This window comes from Enterococcus termitis, from assembly GCF_001730305.1.
GTDB classification, from domain to species: Bacteria; Bacillota; Bacilli; order Lactobacillales; family Enterococcaceae; genus Enterococcus_L; species Enterococcus_L termitis.
The window spans coordinates 244,310-261,179 of record NZ_MIJY01000034.1 but is presented as its reverse complement, the minus strand read 5'-3'; the positions used below and the strand labels follow the sequence as shown (position 1 = coordinate 261,179).

Annotated in this window: 16 protein-coding genes and 1 CRISPR repeat array; all 16 genes read left to right on the top strand. The window is 37.9% G+C overall.

What is annotated here, in order from left to right; translation table 11 throughout:
* The first annotated feature begins 58 nt into the window (after positions 1-58).
* The 16 genes from BCR25_RS13595 to atpA all read left to right on the top strand — a co-directional run bounded on the left by BCR25_RS13595 (position 59) and on the right by atpA (position 16,859).
* Entirely contained in the window at positions 59-466 is a 408-nt protein-coding gene (locus BCR25_RS13595) for a GtrA family protein (RefSeq protein ID WP_069664126.1), read from the top strand.
* Positions 467-557: 91 nt separating this feature from the next.
* Positions 558-2,030, top strand: a complete 1,473-nt coding sequence (locus BCR25_RS13590) for a nicotinate phosphoribosyltransferase (RefSeq protein WP_069664125.1) — start codon at positions 558-560, stop codon at positions 2,028-2,030.
* Between the two features lie 15 nt (positions 2,031-2,045).
* A complete protein-coding gene (nadE, locus tag BCR25_RS13585) occupies positions 2,046-2,873 on the top strand; it encodes an NAD(+) synthase (RefSeq protein WP_069664124.1) in 828 nt (275 codons plus the stop codon).
* A 184-nt stretch (positions 2,874-3,057) separates the two neighbouring features.
* Positions 3,058-4,434: a CRISPR direct-repeat array (repeat unit 33 nt; unit sequence GTCTAGCTCTGTTTAGAGCTAGTGGATTGAAAT).
* Positions 4,435-4,723: 289 nt separating this feature from the next.
* Positions 4,724-7,192, top strand: a complete 2,469-nt coding sequence (locus BCR25_RS13575; RefSeq protein WP_069664122.1) for a cation-translocating P-type ATPase — start codon at positions 4,724-4,726, stop codon at positions 7,190-7,192.
* A gap of 524 nt (positions 7,193-7,716) precedes the next feature.
* Entirely contained in the window at positions 7,717-7,989 is a 273-nt protein-coding gene (locus BCR25_RS13570) for a (4Fe-4S)-binding protein (protein ID WP_069664121.1), read from the top strand.
* 2 nt (positions 7,990-7,991) lie between these two features.
* Positions 7,992-8,267: a GNAT family N-acetyltransferase gene (locus BCR25_RS13565; RefSeq protein WP_069664120.1), complete on the top strand. Its 276-nt coding sequence runs from the start codon at positions 7,992-7,994 to the stop codon at positions 8,265-8,267.
* Positions 8,268-8,406: 139 nt separating this feature from the next.
* The gene (gene secG, locus BCR25_RS13560; RefSeq protein WP_010765524.1) at positions 8,407-8,643 is read left to right on the top strand and encodes a preprotein translocase subunit SecG; all 237 of its coding nucleotides are present in this window, start codon (positions 8,407-8,409) and stop codon (positions 8,641-8,643) included.
* 142 nt (positions 8,644-8,785) lie between these two features.
* Positions 8,786-9,550: an alpha/beta hydrolase gene (locus BCR25_RS13555; protein ID WP_069664119.1), complete on the top strand. Its 765-nt coding sequence runs from the start codon at positions 8,786-8,788 to the stop codon at positions 9,548-9,550.
* A complete protein-coding gene (rnr, locus tag BCR25_RS13550) occupies positions 9,547-11,901 on the top strand; it encodes a ribonuclease R (RefSeq protein ID WP_069664118.1) in 2,355 nt (784 codons plus the stop codon). The genes BCR25_RS13555 and rnr overlap by 4 nt, the downstream gene beginning before the upstream one ends.
* A 17-nt stretch (positions 11,902-11,918) precedes the next feature.
* Complete coding sequence (gene smpB / locus BCR25_RS13545; RefSeq protein WP_069664117.1) at positions 11,919-12,383, top strand: SsrA-binding protein SmpB; 465 nt, start codon at positions 11,919-11,921, stop codon at positions 12,381-12,383.
* A 338-nt stretch (positions 12,384-12,721) separates the two neighbouring features.
* A complete protein-coding gene (gene atpB, locus BCR25_RS13540) occupies positions 12,722-13,438 on the top strand; it encodes a F0F1 ATP synthase subunit A (protein WP_069664116.1) in 717 nt (238 codons plus the stop codon).
* Between the two features lie 34 nt (positions 13,439-13,472).
* Positions 13,473-13,694 (top strand): F0F1 ATP synthase subunit C, encoded by a 222-nt coding sequence (gene atpE / locus BCR25_RS13535; RefSeq protein ID WP_069664115.1) that lies wholly within the window; start codon positions 13,473-13,475, stop codon positions 13,692-13,694.
* Positions 13,695-13,961: 267 nt separating this feature from the next.
* Positions 13,962-14,087, top strand: coding sequence for a hypothetical protein (locus tag BCR25_RS20850; RefSeq protein WP_281247173.1), 126 nt, complete (start codon positions 13,962-13,964; stop codon positions 14,085-14,087).
* Positions 14,088-14,217: 130 nt separating this feature from the next.
* Positions 14,218-14,745: a F0F1 ATP synthase subunit B gene (atpF, locus tag BCR25_RS13530; RefSeq protein ID WP_069664114.1), complete on the top strand. Its 528-nt coding sequence runs from the start codon at positions 14,218-14,220 to the stop codon at positions 14,743-14,745.
* The gene (gene atpH / locus BCR25_RS13525; protein ID WP_069664113.1) at positions 14,732-15,274 is read left to right on the top strand and encodes an ATP synthase F1 subunit delta; all 543 of its coding nucleotides are present in this window, start codon (positions 14,732-14,734) and stop codon (positions 15,272-15,274) included. Before atpF ends, atpH begins: the two co-directional genes overlap by 14 nt.
* A gap of 28 nt (positions 15,275-15,302) precedes the next feature.
* Positions 15,303-16,859, top strand: coding sequence for a F0F1 ATP synthase subunit alpha (gene atpA / locus BCR25_RS13520; protein ID WP_069664112.1), 1,557 nt, complete (start codon positions 15,303-15,305; stop codon positions 16,857-16,859).
* The last annotated feature ends 11 nt before the right edge of the window (positions 16,860-16,870 follow it).

Here is a 16,870-nt window from a genome sequence, read left to right as displayed (position 1 = left end):
GTAGGCTTTCTATTCTATCTTTGATAAAATATAAGCAGAATGAAAGGAAGCGTGAAAATTGAAAGAACTATTTCATAAATATAAAGAAGTGATTTCCTATTTAGTATTTGGTGTAGCTACTACTGTAGTAAACATCGCTGTTTTCTTTATATGCAAAGATGTTTTTGGTATTGATTATAAAATCAGTAATGCGATCGGTTGGTTTTTGTCTGTCTTGTTTGCGTTTTTTACAAATAAATATTTTGTTTTTGCCAGCCAGCATGTAAATTTATTGGCCTTTTTCAAAGAGATGATCCTATTTTATTGGTATCGTATCTTATCGTTTGTGATCGATATGGCGTTAATGGTCGTGATGATCGAATGGCTGCATATTTCAGATTTTTGGGCAAAAATGGTGACGCAAGTTGTAGTTATCGTGCTAAATTACTTCTTTAGTAAGTTTTTCATTTTTAAAAAGAAAGTATAGAGAGTAAAGGAACCAAGTTTTTAGTTGAAAGATTGAAGTTTTGTTATAATGAAGGATAAGTTCGATAAAATGTAAAGGATGGCATGGTAAGATGAAAAGAGTTTATGCAGATGATAGTTTAACGTTACATACAGATTTATATCAAATCAATATGATGCAAACCTATTGGGAATTAGGACGTGCAGATTTGCATTCTGTTTTTGAATGCTATTTTCGCGAAATGCCGTTTAACCATGGTTATGCAATTTTTGCTGGGTTGGAACGGTTAGTCGACTATTTAGAAAATTTACGATTTACTGAAACAGATATTGCGTACCTTAGAGAAGTGGAAAATTACCCAGAAGATTTTTTGACCTATTTAAAAGAATTTGAGTTTAAATGTACGGTACGTTCTGCCTTAGAAGGTGATTTAGTTTTTAATAATGAACCGTTGATCCAAGTCGAAGGTCCGCTGGCTCAGTGTCAGTTGATTGAAACGGCTTTGTTGAATATGGTGAATTTTCAAACGCTGATTGCAACAAAAGCTGCGCGCATCAAGTCTGTGATTGGTGATGATCCATTGATGGAATTTGGGACTCGTCGAGCACAAGAGCTGGATGCTGCGATTTGGGGCACTCGTGCAGCGGTGATCGGCGGAGCAGATGCCACGAGCAATGTTCGAGCAGGTAAAATATTTGGGATACCAGTCAGTGGAACGCATGCTCATTCATTAGTACAATCGTATGGAAATGATTATGAGGCTTTCACAGCCTATGCGAAAACCCACAAAGATTGTGTCTTTCTAGTAGATACGTATGACACGTTAAAATCCGGTGTGCCGAGTGCGATTCGTGTAGCCCAGGAGATGGGAGATAGCATCAATTTTCTTGGTGTTCGTCTGGATAGTGGTGATATGGCGTATATTTCTAAACGTGTACGTGAACAGCTGGACGAAGCTGGTTTTCATGAAGCTAAAATCTATGCCTCAAATGATTTAGATGAGAACACGATTTTAAGCTTAAAAATGCAAAAAGCGAAGATCGATGTTTGGGGCGTTGGGACTAAGCTGATCACCGCTTATGATCAGCCTGCTTTAGGAGCGGTCTTTAAATTAGTTTCGATCGAAGGTAAGGATGGTCAGATGAAAGACACGATCAAGCTTTCCAGTAACGCTGAAAAAGTAACTACTCCTGGTAAAAAACAAGTGTGGCGAATCACGCGTAAATCGGATAAAAAATCTGAAGGCGATTATGTGACCTTGTGGGATGAGGACCCTCGTGAACAAGAAGAGATTTACATGTTCCATCCAGTGCATACATTTATCAACAAAACAGTTCGTGATTTTGAAGCTAGAGCTGTATTACAAGATATTTTTGTTGAAGGGAAACGCGTGTATGAACTGCCCAGCTTGGAAGAGATCAAGCATTATGCTAAAGAAAATCTTGATTCTTTATGGGAAGAGTATAAACGCGATCTTAACCCGCAAAAATATCCAGTGGATCTATCTACAGAGTGCTGGAATCACAAAATGCGTCTCCTTGAAAAAGTGCGGGTAGATGTAAAAGCATTGACTGAAAATAAATAAGTTGGAGGTTTTTTTATGGAGTCACTACAAAAAGCTATTATTGAAGAACTAGGTGTTAAACCTCAAATCGATCCACAGGAAGAAATTCGTAAAAGTATTGACTTTATGAAAAGCTACTTATATAAGCATCCCTTTTTAAAAACGTTGGTTTTAGGTATTAGCGGCGGACAAGATTCGAGTTTAGCTGGTAGACTTGCTCAGCTTACGATGGAAGAGATGCGTGCTGAAACAAAGGACCAGGCCTATCAATTTGTCGCTGTTCGTTTGCCTTATGGTGCGCAGGCAGATGAAGCAGATGCAAAAAAAGCCTTGGATTTTATTCAACCAGATGTTTCTTTACGTGTGGACATCAAGCCAGCGATCGATGCAGCTGTAGCTTCTTTGCTTGAGACTGATGTGGTTATCAGTGATTTCAACAAGGGAAATATGAAGGCACGTCAACGTATGATCGTTCAATATGCAATTGCTGGTGAAAAAGCAGGTGCTGTTATCGGGACAGACCATGCTGCTGAAAATATTACTGGATTTTATACGAAATATGGAGATGGCGGAGCAGATATTTTACCGTTATTTCGTTTGAATAAACGCCAAGGAAAAGCACTTTTGAAAGAACTTGGAGCTCCTTCTGCGCTTTATTTGAAGGTACCAACAGCTGATCTTGAAGATGATAAACCACTTGTGGCGGACGAAGTAGCTTTAGGTGTAACCTATGATGATATTGATGATTATGTTGAAGGAAAAGAAGTTTCTGAACAAGCTCGTGAAACGATTGAAGGCTGGTATAAAAAGACACAGCATAAACGTCATATGCCCATTTCAATCTTTGATGATTTTTGGAAGTAATCCTCCATTAAAAGTTCTTTCGTTTGGTGCGAACCCTAAGTGCACATGAAAACACTGGGGGATTCGCACCAAAAAAAGAGCAAAAAGACGTTGGTAAAAGGCGTTTTTCTCATTTTTTTTTAATGTATGTTCTTTATTAAAGTGATTTTCGATGATTATGTAATGTATTTTTGTCAAAATCATGGTCTAGCTCTGTTTAGAGCTAGTGGATTGAAATCCCAGAAACAGTAAGGCAAGCTAATGGGCATTTTGTCTAGCTCTGTTTAGAGCTAGTGGATTGAAATAAAAAATGAAATAAATGTAATTATACAAACAACGGTAGTCTAGCTCTGTTTAGAGCTAGTGGATTGAAATGCTTTTTCGGCAAGATCTCACATGCCTGGTCAATGTCTAGCTCTGTTTAGAGCTAGTGGATTGAAATTTAGTTAATTATAAATCGTTAACTTTGGGAGGCTGTCTAGCTCTGTTTAGAGCTAGTGGATTGAAATAAAATTGGATAATTAAGAATGAAGTGTACATGCAGGTCTAGCTCTGTTTAGAGCTAGTGGATTGAAATAGCAAACGCTGCATCTTGAGCATCTCTTTGCATTGGTCTAGCTTTGTTTAGAGCTAGTGGATTGAAATATTTTGAAGAGCGGGAAAATGAATTCATGAGGATAAGTCTAGCTCTGTTTAGAGCTAGTGGATTGAAATAATAATCATGAACCCTTGTCAAAAAGATAAGGGTTGTCTAGCTCTGTTTAGAGCTAGTGGATTGAAATTGCTACACAGCTTACCAAAGAAATTAGTTATTTATGTCTAGCTCTGTTTAGAGCTAGTGGATTGAAATCCCCTCCACTGGTACAACCTCACCACCGATAATCGTCTAGCTCTGTTTAGAGCTAGTGGATTGAAATGGAGATAATCCTTTGATGCGTTGGTTTACTAACAGTCTAGCTCTGTTTAGAGCTAGTGGATTGAAATTCAATCAATACAGCACTTATTGTTTCTGTCTCTAAGTCTAGCTCTGTTTAGAGCTAGTGGATTGAAATTAACCACTGGCAAATCACTAGGGGTGGATAAATCGTGTCTAGCTCTGTTTAGAGCTAGTGGATTGAAATCTCGTAACGTATTGTATCCATATTTATGGATACCTGTCTAGCTCTGTTTAGAGCTAGTGGATTGAAATTTTTCTTCGGGTTTGTCTATATTGTGGGCGAACTCGTCTAGCTCTGTTTAGAGCTAGTGGATTTGCGCTTTGCTAATTGATCCAGATACATGTCTAGCTCTGTTTAGAGCTAGTGGATTGAAATAACTACTGTTGGAATAAAATCTTTCACAATGAAATCGTCTAGCTCTGTTTAGAGCTAGTGGATTGAAATATTTCTACAGAACCTCTATCACTCAAAGATGCAGTCTAGCTCTGTTTAGAGCTAGTGGATTGAAATTCAATCATTTTTAGAGCATAGTTATCGTGGCTGTAGTCTAGCTCTGTTTAGAGCTAGTGGATTGAAATTTCTTTCGATTCTTCTGTTGGTGTTTCCTTCACGTCTAGCTCTGTTTAGAGCTAGTGGATTGAAATACATCATTGATCGTTTCTACAAATGTATTTACGACCTGTCTAGCTCTATTTAGAGCTAGATCTTTTGAAATTCTGTATCAATGATCGATATTTCTTCACCTTTTGATTTAGCTCTCTTTAAGTCAACCCAAGAAAGACGAATTCTCTCGTCTTTCTTTTTTTGTTCAATAATCATTTTTTTGTTCGAATGGTTAAAAAAAGTGTAAACTTGATCTTATAAACAGCAATTATCTTAAAAGTAATCTACAATTAATTTAACTATACACAAAGAAAGTGAATTGGGTGAACTATGAAAAAATTGTTTAGAAAAAAAAGGAACATCGACAACGAAACGTTTTTTTCATCGGAGGAAAAGCAACAAACTGTAACGAATGAAACAATTCGAATTCCAGATACAATCAAAGGACTATCTGATCAAGAAGTGCAGCAGTTGTATGCCGAAGGAAAATATAATAAAGAAGTCGAGGATCTGTCTAGAACGACCAAACAAATTATTTTAGATAATTCTTTGACCCTATTCAATTTTATCAACTTATTTTTAGCGGTAGCTGTTTTTGCTGTAGGTTATCCCAAAAATGCATTATTTTTCTGGATCATTATTATCAATACAGCGATTGGTGTGTTTCAAGAAATTCATGCCAAAAGAACAATCGACAAATTATCGATCGTCAATAAAACAGAGGCTACCGCTTTAAGACAGGGGCAATTAACGAAGATTTTTCAAGATGAAATTGTTTTAGGCGATGTTTTAGTTCTTACTTTGGGTAATCAAGTACCATCAGATGGACTCGTTCTTCATGGAGAAGGAATGGAAGTTGACGAATCTCTTTTAACAGGTGAATCCGATAAAATCACAAAAATGAGTGGGGATAAAATCATGAGTGGTAGTTTCATCACTTCTGGCTTAGGTTTTGTTAAAATCACCGCAGTTGGAGAAGATAATTTTGTCTCTAAATTGTCAAAAGAAGCAAAAACAGAAAAAAAATCAACGTCAGAATTGATGAACTCGTTAAACCTGTTGATCAAAGGATTGACGTTTGCTATTGTTCCGATCGGTTTACTTCTATTTTGGTCTCAATATCAGTCTACACAATCATTTCCCAAAACTGTTTTAGGCGTTTCTGGTGCTTTGATCAGTATGATTCCAGAAGGATTGATGCTTCTAACAAGTGTAGCTTTTGCAGTTGGGGCCGCAAATTTAGCTCGGAAACAAACCTTGATTCAGCGTTTAGCTTGTATTGAGACTTTGGCACGAGTAGACACAATTTGTTTAGATAAAACGGGAACGATCACTGATGGCAGTTTATCCTTCAAAGAACTGATTCCTTTGGCTGGTTTTCCTGCTAGTGAAATTGAACGAGCGATGAGTGAAATGATGGCTGCTTTGTCGGACCAAAATGCTACAGCGAAAGTGTTGAGAAAACATTTCCCCCTAAAAGAAACAGAATGGACTGTTAGTGAAACCATCCCTTTCTCATCAGATAGAAAATGGAGTGGCGTGAGCTTTAAGGAAAAAGGGAGCTTTGTGATGGGCGCACCGGAATTCATTTATTCTGAATTACCGGAAGAACTACGAGAAAGACTAGCGCCATATAATGAGCAAGGCGATCGTGTGCTGATTTTGATTCATTCAAATGAACCTCTGACAAGCCCAGTATTGCCGCAAGAAAAAGAAACTGTAGCCATTTTCGTTATTGCAGATACACTTAGAGAAAATGCAGTTGACACCTTTTCTTATTTTGCCAAGCAAGATGTTACATTAAAGGTGATCTCAGGAGATAATCCAATCACTGTTTCACAAATCGCCAAGCAGGCTGGTATTGCTGGAGCTGAAAATTTTGTGGATATGAGTAAACTAACTGATACCGAAAATTTCAATGAATTAGTCGAAAAAACGACTGTTTTCGGTCGGGTAACACCTTATCAAAAGAGAGAATTGATTCAAGCGTTGAAAGAAAACGGCCATACGACTTGTATGACAGGTGATGGTGTGAATGATATTCTTTCGCTAAGAGAAGCAGACGTTAGTGTGGCAATGGCTAGTGGAAGTGATGCGGCTCGAGCTGTGTCGGATGTTGTTTTATTGAATTCGGATTTTAGTTCGATGATTCAGGTGTTGAATGAAGGTCGTCGAGTAATTAATAATATTGAAAGAGTAGCGTCGATGTACATGGTCAAAACCATTTATTCGGCAATCCTTGCTGTGACCTTTATCTTTTTATTTTTACCTTATCCGTTTGCTCCGTTGCAGTTGACGCCTATCAATACGTTGACGGTAGGTATTCCTTCCTTTATTCTAGCATTAGAACCAAATTATCAACGAATCAAAGGGCACTTTTTAACGAATATTTTGAGAATTTCTGTACCAGGTGCATTGACAGTCGTATTTAATATTCTCGTTCTACAGTTAGCCGGAATTTGGTTTGATTTGTCTCATCAAGATGTTTCAACAATGTGCGTTCTGTTAACTGGCTGTGTCGGCTTTCAAGTCCTGCTAAGAGCGGCTCGTCCATTAGATTTGAAAAAGAAAATCATGATTGGGCTTTTACTTACAGCCTTTTTAATCTGTTTCTTGTTCTTTGGTGATTTCTTCATGCTGACGTCGCTATTTACAAAAAATGTGTTCTTTTATTTACCATTAATTTTAGGTAGCCGATCAATTTTCAACTATATTTCTTTGTTTATGACTAGAGCGGTATATGAGATTGAAAAGCGTAAAGAGAAGAAGGCAATCAAAAATAAAAAACGAGTGATTTAGTTGCTAAACAGACTACGTTTTAGAAAACAAAAGACAGATAATTAAGAGTTTAGTTGACATTTAGTTGAAAAGACATTGATTTTATATGAATTAGCGAAACGGTAGTAGCATTTAAGCTCTATTACCGTTTTTTTATGTGTTGTACTTTATCGAATCTTTCTAGGATACTCCGCAGACAACTAAATTAACGATAACCGTACATAAAAGCAGAGGCTTATTCTTAAAATAAATGAAAGCTAAAGGCAGGAACGTTTAGTTGCTATGCTGATGGTAAGTTGTTAAAATGTGAATATAGATAAACGATGTTATGTAATTTTTTAAATTACAGTTTCGGAAAAAGAAAAACAAGTTTAACAGCACTAGACGTTCAAAAAAGTGTTGATCATTAAGTTATCCAGCAGTACAAATCAATCCCCACGAAAATAGGCAAATGGTCTTTGAAGCAAGAAGTGTTTCATTACCAATTTCCTGATTTTTTATGGGATTAAGTGATTTGTTTTGCTCTTAAATTAGGAGGAATCAAAATGGACGGTAGTAAGATCAATGGAAAAACGGTGACAGAAGAATTGCTTTTAGAAAAAGGATATCGGAAATATACTGGTGAGGATTTGGACATTTATTATAGTAAAGATATTTGTGAACATATTGGGAATTGTGTTCGAGGGAATCCTGATGTATTCGAAGTTGGCCGTCGTCCGTGGATCATCACAGACAATGGCAGTGTAGAAGAGGACATTCGTGTGATCGATACGTGTCCTAGTGGTGCATTGAAATATATTCGTAAAGGAGATAATTAGTCATGGAAATCCAAGAAGAAACAGGACGATTTGTTTTATTCAACGATGAAAATCAAGAAATAGGCGAAATGACTTGGTCAGATGCCGGTACGGAAATGATGATCATTGACCATACGTTTGTAGATCCTGCTTATAGAGGACAAAAGCTAGCAGAAAAACTAGTGTACCAAGGGGTTGAAAAGGCACGTCGCGAAGGTAAAAAGATCATTCCGCTTTGCCCATTTGCTAAAAAAGAATTTGATACTAAACCTGAATATGGAGATGTATTGAGAAAATAAGTAGAAGGTCTGTGTTTTGTAGCGAACACAGACCTTTTTCAGACAAAAAGGCACAGGGGTTCAATTTCAACTAGCATTTAAATTGAAAATATGCTAAAGTATAATAGATGTATTTTGTGAATAAGGGAGAAATTAAACTATGTATAATTTTATTTTAACACTTGTAATCATCTTATCAGTAGTGATGGTTATTGCCGTTATGATGCAGCCAAGCAAACAAAATAGTGCAGCAAGTGCATTTACAGGTGGCGCAGATAAACTTTTCGGTAAACAAAAGGCCCGTGGATTTGAAGCTGTTATGCAAAGAGCAACAGCAATTATTGGCGCTGTTTGGATGTTACTATTATTTATTTTAGTATTATTATCATCGAAGTAAGACCTTTGAAGTCCCTCATTTACTGAGGGGCTTTTTTCTATTTTTGGAGTGGCATTTTCTTACGGAAAAAAATTGCTGAACTTCCTTTTCATAAGGTTTTCAACTAATAATGTGCTAAAATGAGAATGAGGTGAAACAGACAATGAAAATAACAAATCTACCTAAACCATTATTTACAGAAAATGGTTCTCGTGCGGTTTTACTTTTGCACGCTTATTCAGGCAGTAGCAATGATGTACGAATGCTTAGTCGTTATCTAGAGAAAGAAAACTATACAGTTTATTCACCAAATTTTTCAGGTCATGCGACGTTTGATCCAGAGAATATTTTGGAAAAGACGACAGCAGATTGGCAGCAGGACACGTTGGATGCTATTCAGTTTTTAAAAGAGAAAGGCTATCAGCAAATTGCTGTTTTTGGTCTTTCTATGGGCGGCATCTTTGCGACGGCTACATTGGCAGATCAACTAGAGGGTATGATCGGCGGCGGCTTTTTTTGCTCACCCATTTTCCCTGTAAAAAATAATGTACCGGAAAATTTCGTAAGCTACGCTGAACAAGTGCTAAAAGTAGCTGATGTGTCAGAGGAAGAACGGAAAAAACGTTTAGAAAAAATCACGCAGGATTCTCATGTACAGTTAGAAGATATTGAAACATTTTCTCAAAAGACCGCGGATAAACTAGGGAAAGTCACTGTTCCGTTTTTTATGGCGCAAGCCGGTAATGATGAGATGATCGACGCTTCTGGTGTTTATCAAACCGCTAAGGCATTACAACATACACGATTTACATTAAACTGGTATCCAAACGGCGGACATGCTGTGACGGTTGGGCCAGAACATAAACAATTAGAACAAGACGTGGCAGCATTTTTAAACACACTGTCTTGGAATGAGGAGAACGAATGACAAAACAAACAATCAAGGAGAAGATCCTGTTTTTCATGGAAAACCATAGCAAAAAAAGTTTTTCAATGGAAGAAATTGCCGAAGGGCTTAAACTGCAAAAAAGTGCAGATTTTAAATTACTGGTTCAAACAATTGCAGCTATGGAACGTGAAAAATCAGTAGAATTTACCAAAAAAGGAAAAATTAAATTGCCGCAAAAAGATATGACAGTGGAAGGCGTTTTCCGAGCGAATGAAAGAGGTTTTGGATTTGTAACCATTGATCCAGAAGAAGCAGATGTCTATATCCCAAAAGAAGCAGTCAATTTTGCGATGGATGGGGATATTGTTGCTATCGACATCGTACAACCGGCAGATCCTTTTTCTGATCGTGGAGCAGAAGGCAAGATCATTGAAATCAAAACAAGAGCAATCACACAAGTCGTTGGTGAATTTATTGCCTATGATGAGAAAGAAGTAAGTGAAACTGATTTATATGGTTATGCGGTACCAAAGGATAAAAAAATGACTGGACTAACGTTCAACATTGCTGCACAGGGAATTAAGCCAGTGGATGGCAGTATCGTGATCGTGGAGGTCACTCATTATCCTGAAAAGGAATACCCAAGAAGCTTAGAAGGATTAGTTAAAAAAGTTGTCGGCCATAAAAATGACCCAGGTATGGATATTTTATCGATCGTTGTTGCGCATGGCATTCCCACAAGCTTTCCAGATGTAGTGATTGCAGAAGCTGACAAAGTTCCTGATGCAATTTCAGAAGCAGATATGAAAGGTCGCAGAGATTTGAGAGATCAATTGATCGTGACGATCGATGGTGAAGATGCAAAAGATCTGGATGATGCTGTGACTGTCCGAAAATTAGAAAATGGCAACTATTTCTTAGGTGTTCACATAGCAGATGTTTCTTACTATGTGACTGAAGGAAGCGAACTTGATATTGAAGCGTACGAACGCGGAACCAGTGTCTATTTAACTGATCGTGTGGTACCGATGATCCCGCAAAGATTATCTAATGGAATCTGTTCTTTAAACCCACATGTGCCTCGTTTAACGATGAGCTGTGAGATGGAGATTTCACCTGAAGGATATGTAGTGAAGCATGATATTTTTCAAAGTGTGATCCAAACTGCTGAACGGATGACGTATACAGCAGTCAATGAAATTTTGGAAGAACAAAAACCTGAAACGTTGGCACGCTATAAAGAGCTAGTTCCTATGTTTAACGAAATGGGTGAGCTTCACCGGATTCTTGAAGAAATGCGGGCAAGACGCGGAGCAATTTCGTTTGAAGACAGAGAAGCTAAGGTATTAGTTGATGGAAATGGTCATCCAAATGATATCTTGTTACGGACTCGAGGAGTCGGTGAACGTTTGATTGAATCCTTCATGCTGGCAGCCAATGAGACTGTAGCGAAGCATTACAATGACCTTAAATTGCCTTTTATCTACCGGATCCATGAGCAGCCTAAAGAAGAAAAAATGCAGCGGTTCTTTGATTTTGCAGCTGTTCTGGGAATTTTAGTTAAAGGGACCAAAGCAGATATTACGCCGAAAGATCTTCAAAACGTATTAGAACAAGTTGCGGATAAGCCGGAAGAAGCTGTTATCAATACGATGCTCTTGCGCAGCATGCAGCAGGCACGTTATTCCGAAGATAATTATGGACATTATGGTTTGGCAGCAGAATACTATACACATTTCACCTCACCGATCCGTCGTTATCCAGATTTGATTGTACATCGCTTGATTCGCAGTTACGAAGGAACCGTTTCGGAACAATTAAAGGATAAATGGGAACAGCATTTACCAGATATTGCCGATCATAGTTCAAAAATGGAACGTCGTGCTGTAGAAGCTGAACGTGAAGTTGATGCTATGAAGAAGGCTGAATTTATGGCGGATAAAATCGGCGAAGAATATATGGGAATTATCAGCTCAGTCACTCGTTTTGGTTTCTTTGTGGAGTTGCCAAATACGATCGAGGGGTTGATCCATGTTAATAGTTTAAAACAAGATTATTTCCATTATATAGAAAATCATATGGCTCTTGTAGGTGAACGGACTGGTATGACACTGAAAATCGGCCAAAAAGTGAAAGTCAAAGTCGAAAAAGCGGATCCTGAAACGAGAGAAATCGATTTTGAATTTTTAGAAGCAGAAGAAGTTGAACGAATCGAAGCGCCAAAGCCCAAAAAACGTCAAGACGGACGCAAAAGGCGTGATGATCGAAAAGAACGTGAACGCGGAAAGAAACCGTTCACTCAAAAGAAAAATAAGAAAAAAGGCAAAAAGCCGTTTTATAAAGAAGTTGCAAAGAAAAAAGGGAAAACGAAAAAACAGAAGAAAAAATAGAAACTGGAGGTACAGCTATGCCAAAAGGAGAAGGAAAGCTAATTGCCCAAAATCGTAAAGCTAGGCATGACTATACTGTTGTTGATACAATGGAGGCAGGCATCGTTTTACAAGGAACAGAAATCAAGTCGATTCGTAACAGCCGTATCAATCTGAAGGATGGTTTTGTCCGTGTCAGAAATGGAGAAGCTTATTTACTTAATGTGCATATCAGTCCGTATGAACAAGGAAATATTTTTAACCATGATCCTTTACGGACGAGAAAACTATTATTGCACAAAAAACAAATCGCAAAATTGATGACTGAAACAAAAAATACTGGGATCACAGTTATTCCGTTAAAAGTGTATATTCGAAATGGCTATGCCAAGGTACTAATTGGTCTTGCCAAAGGGAAAAAACAATATGATAAACGTGAAGATTTAAAACGGAAAGAAATCAACCGCGAAATCGATCGGACATTAAAAAATAATTTGCGATAAATGATTGAATTTTTTGTTGTATTTTTTGAAAAAAAATGCTTTTAAGTGGTTATTTTATTCTTTTTCGCATATTTCATTTCTTTGCTTTATCTTATGCGAAAAATTTGTTAGAGTGTAAGGGCACTGATGAGTTTTCATCGTTTTTTCAGTAACTCGTCTTCATGCCGTCGGATACCATTAAGACCCCATTCTTTTAATCGTTTGTCATATTAAAAGAAGTGTCTTATTTTCATAGAATTTTTTTGATATTATTCATCGATGGTGGTATGATACGTGTGGTTAAAAAAGAGAAGCGCATCAAGCTTCTTGTAAGTTTGTTGGAAAAGAGGTGAAATAAGTTGGAAGAGAAGACACTGCTCTTCAAAATTGGGCCGATTTGGTTTGATGGCACCATTTGTTTAATGGTACTGTTAACATGTGTCATTGTCTTTGGGATCGTTTATTTTTGCACAAGGAACCTTCAAATGAAGCCAAAAGGCAAGCAAAATGTGATCGAGTATCTCATTGATTTTGTTCGGGGAATCATTACCGACAATATGCCGAGTAAAGAAGTATCAAATTTTCACCTACTTTCATTTACAATGTTTATGTTTGTCCTAGTTGCCAATATTATTGGCCTGGTGACAAAAGTTGTGATTGGTGACTATACCTATTGGAAGAGCCCAACAGCCGATCCTTTAGTTACCTTGACCTTAGCATTGATCATGATCGTATTGACTCATTTCTTTAGTGTGAGCCGTTTTGGTCTAAAAGGTTATTTCAAAAATAGCTTTTTAAGTCCGGTTGCATTTTTGATGCCGATCAAGATCATGGAAGAATTTACGAACTTACTGACATTGGCATTACGTTTATATGGTAATATTTTTGCCGGAGAAGTTTTATTGGGTCTGATCGCAAGTATTGTTTCTAGTACAGGACTGTGGGCAATACCACTAGCAATTCCGCTGGAAATGATTTGGCTGGCATTCTCAATCTTTATTGGTGCGATCCAAGCATTTATCTTTGTTACATTATCAATGGTTTACATGGCTCATAAAGTTGAAGTCGAAGAATAAATAATAAAAACAACTATTTTAGGAGGAAAACAACATGGAAGGATTAAATTATATCGCAGCTGCAATCGCAGTTTTCGGAGCAGCAATCGGAGCAGCATATGGTAACGGAAAGGTTATCTCAAAAACACTTGAATCAATGACACGTCAACCAGAAATGGCTGGCCAATTAAGAACAACAATGTTTATCGGGGTAGCTTTAATCGAGGCAGTTCCAATTCTAGGTGTAGTTATTGCATTGTTATTAGTGTTCAAATAATTTCTTAGAAGGCAGGACGCACAAAGTTTGAGGAAATGCGTGCTGCTTTCTTTGCTGCGAATCACTGTGATTGGCTGCTTTAGCAGACAGAACAGATGATGAGCAGTACTTGGCGAACGAAGGTGAGCGAAGTGACCAAACGATGAATCACTGTGATTGGCTGCTTTAGCAGACAGAACAGATGATGAGCAGTACTTGGCGAACGAAGGTGAGCGAAGTGACCGAACGAGGAAACACTGTGATTGACTGCTTTGGCAGACAGAACAGATGATGAGCAGTACTTGGCGAACGAAGATGAGCGAAGTGACCAAACGAGGAAACACAGCAATCATCTACATCACAACAGATGTCAAACGGTATTTAGCAAACCAAGCAATAAAAGTCACCAAGTAAAGAACCACAATCTTTATCCATGATAGAAAAAATCTCAAACATTTCTTGGTAAAATCCCCTTACTAAGAAGTCATTCAACTCAAATAAACAATCATCACCGAGAATTGCAGAGAAAGGAAGTTGATACTTCATGCTAGATCATTTAGTAATCGGCGAAGCAAACCCAAGTACAACACTTGGAACAATGATCGTCGTAAGTGGCGCATTTCTTATTTTGATGCTTCTGATCAAGAAGTTTGCATGGGAAGCAATCACTGAAATGTTGAAAAAACGTGAAGATAAAATTGCCAACGATTTAGATTCTGCAGAACAATCTCGACTAGCAGCAGCGAAGATGGAAGAAGAACGTCATGCAAAATTACTTTCTTCTAAATCCGAAGCAGCAGAAATCATTAAGGATGCGAAAGAGAGCGGAGACCAGAACCGCCAAAAAATCTTAGCAGAAACCAATGATGAAGTATCACGCTTAAGAGAAAAAGCACGTCAAGATATCTCTCAAGAGCATGATGAAGCATTGGCATCTGTAAAAGATGAAGTGGCAAACTTGTCTTTACAAATTGCAGAGAAAATATTAAACAAAGAATTAACGGCAGATGCCCACGAGGCTCTGATTGATTCTTATATTGAAGGCTTAGGTAAGTCAGATGAAATTAGATAAATATACGGTAGGTAAACGCTACGGTAAAGCTTTGTTCGAGTTGGCAATTGAAAAGCAAGAAGCCGATAGCATCTATCAAAATTTGCTGACACTTAGAGAGATTTTTCATGAAGTACCTGATCTAGGTGGGATTTTAAGCGATGTTCGCCTTGAACCCTATGAAAAAGACGAAATTATGAATCAATTAATTCGTGGTTTTGATGGTACGATGAAAAACTTTTTATACGTTGTTTACAACTATTCACGTATGAACGATCTTCTTTTGATGATCGATGAATACGAGCGAAGATACGACGAATATAAGAGCTTGTTACTAGGAACAGTTTTGACCGCAGTACCGTTGTCTAAAGAGCAACATCAGCAAATGGAAGAAAAAGCTGCTGCACTTTTAGGATATGAGCAAGCAAGCCTGATCAACTTAATCGATCCGGCAATTGTTGGCGGAGTTATTATTGAAGCAAATCATAAAGTAATAGACGGCAGTATTCATAAACAATTAGAACGAATCCAAGAATTGTTATTAAAATAACGTTCAGCACAATAAAGAGGTGAATTGAATGGCTATCAAAGCAGAAGAAATCAGTGCCTTGATTAAAGAACAAATTAAAAACTATCAACAAGAATTAGCAGTTGAAGAAGTCGGAACTGTCACTTACGTCGGAGACGGAATTGCACGTGCACACGGCTTAGAAAACGCAATGAGCGGAGAGCTAGTTGAATTCTCTAACGGCTCATACGGAATGGCACAAAACTTAGAAACAAATGATGTCGGTATCATTATTTTAGGTGATTTTGAAACCATTCGTGAAGGAGATAAAGTAACGCGTACAGGCAAAATCATGGAAGTTCCTGTAGGGGAAGCAATGATTGGTCGTGTCGTTAATCCGCTTGGGTTACCAGTCGATGGTCTAGGCGAGATCAAAACGGACAAAACTCGTCCTGTCGAAGCAGCAGCGCCAGGTGTTATGCAACGGAAATCAGTAGATGAACCAATGCAAACGGGCTTAAAAGCAATCGATGCTCTTGTACCGATTGGTCGTGGTCAACGTGAATTAGTCATCGGTGACCGTAAAACAGGGAAAACATCGATAGCCATTGATACGATCATTAACCAAAAAGGTCAAGATGTGATTTGTATCTATGTTGCGATTGGGCAAAAAGAATCTACCGTTCGTAACCAAGTAGAAACTTTGAGACAATACGGTGCATTAGACTATACGATTGTTGTTACTGCGGGTGCCTCTCAACCAGCACCATTGTTATATATCGCACCATATGCTGGAGCAGCAATGGGTGAAGAGTTTATGTATAACGGCAAACACGTTTTGATCATTTTTGATGATTTATCTAAACAAGCAGTCGCTTATCGTGAACTTTCTTTACTATTACGTCGTCCTCCAGGTCGTGAAGCATACCCTGGTGATGTATTCTACTTACACTCACGTCTATTAGAACGTGCAGCTAAGTTAAGTGATGAATTAGGCGGCGGCTCTATGACCGCTTTACCATTTGTTGAAACACAAGCAGGAGATATTTCTGCATATATTCCGACAAATGTTATTTCGATCACAGATGGTCAGATTTTCTTAGAAAGCGATTTGTTCTATGCTGGTACACGACCAGCCGTTGATGCAGGACTTTCTGTCTCTCGGGTTGGTGGTTCCGCTCAAATCAAAGCAATGAAAAAAGTTGCCGGCACGCTGCGTTTGGATTTAGCCAGCTATCGTGAATTAGAAGCCTTTACCCAATTTGGTTCTGATCTTGATGCTGCCACACAGGCCAAACTAAATCGTGGTCGTCGAACTGTTGAAATTTTAAAACAAAAACTACATGCACCATTAGCTGTAGAAAAACAAGTTGTGATTTTATATGCGTTGACACGCGGATTTTTAGACAGCATCAGTGTTGCTAAAATTTTAGATTTTGAAGCAGAATTGTTTGACTATCTAGAAGGGAAACATCCTGAATTATTTGAAACGATCCGTACAACAAAAGATCTACCAGAATCAAAGGATTTAGATGCTGCGATCAATGAATTTAAAGAAATTTTCAGTGCGGCGGATTCAAAAGGATCATCTGCAAAAGATACGCTTGAATCCATTCAAAATGCATAAGAGAGGTGACA

Excerpts from the sequence above, each read along its gene's own strand:
- BCR25_RS13555 (WP_069664119.1), top strand. The coding sequence starts at position 8,786 with ATGAAAATAACAAATCTACCTAAACCATTATTTACAGAAAATGGTTCT.
- atpF (WP_069664114.1), top strand. The coding sequence starts at position 14,218 with ATGCTAGATCATTTAGTAATCGGCGAAGCAAACCCAAGTACAACACTT.
- atpE (WP_069664115.1), top strand. The coding sequence starts at position 13,473 with ATGGAAGGATTAAATTATATCGCAGCTGCAATCGCAGTTTTCGGAGCA.
- BCR25_RS13570 (WP_069664121.1), top strand. The coding sequence starts at position 7,717 with ATGGACGGTAGTAAGATCAATGGAAAAACGGTGACAGAAGAATTGCTT.
- smpB (WP_069664117.1), top strand. The coding sequence starts at position 11,919 with ATGCCAAAAGGAGAAGGAAAGCTAATTGCCCAAAATCGTAAAGCTAGG.
- atpA (WP_069664112.1), top strand. The coding sequence starts at position 15,303 with ATGGCTATCAAAGCAGAAGAAATCAGTGCCTTGATTAAAGAACAAATT.
- BCR25_RS13565 (WP_069664120.1), top strand. The coding sequence starts at position 7,992 with ATGGAAATCCAAGAAGAAACAGGACGATTTGTTTTATTCAACGATGAA.
- atpH (WP_069664113.1), top strand. The coding sequence starts at position 14,732 with ATGAAATTAGATAAATATACGGTAGGTAAACGCTACGGTAAAGCTTTG.
- secG (WP_010765524.1), top strand. The coding sequence starts at position 8,407 with ATGTATAATTTTATTTTAACACTTGTAATCATCTTATCAGTAGTGATG.
- rnr (WP_069664118.1), top strand. The coding sequence starts at position 9,547 with ATGACAAAACAAACAATCAAGGAGAAGATCCTGTTTTTCATGGAAAAC.
- nadE (WP_069664124.1), top strand. The coding sequence starts at position 2,046 with ATGGAGTCACTACAAAAAGCTATTATTGAAGAACTAGGTGTTAAACCT.
- BCR25_RS13590 (WP_069664125.1), top strand. The coding sequence starts at position 558 with ATGAAAAGAGTTTATGCAGATGATAGTTTAACGTTACATACAGATTTA.
- BCR25_RS13575 (WP_069664122.1), top strand. The coding sequence starts at position 4,724 with ATGAAAAAATTGTTTAGAAAAAAAAGGAACATCGACAACGAAACGTTT.
- BCR25_RS20850 (WP_281247173.1), top strand. The coding sequence starts at position 13,962 with ATGATGAGCAGTACTTGGCGAACGAAGATGAGCGAAGTGACCAAACGA.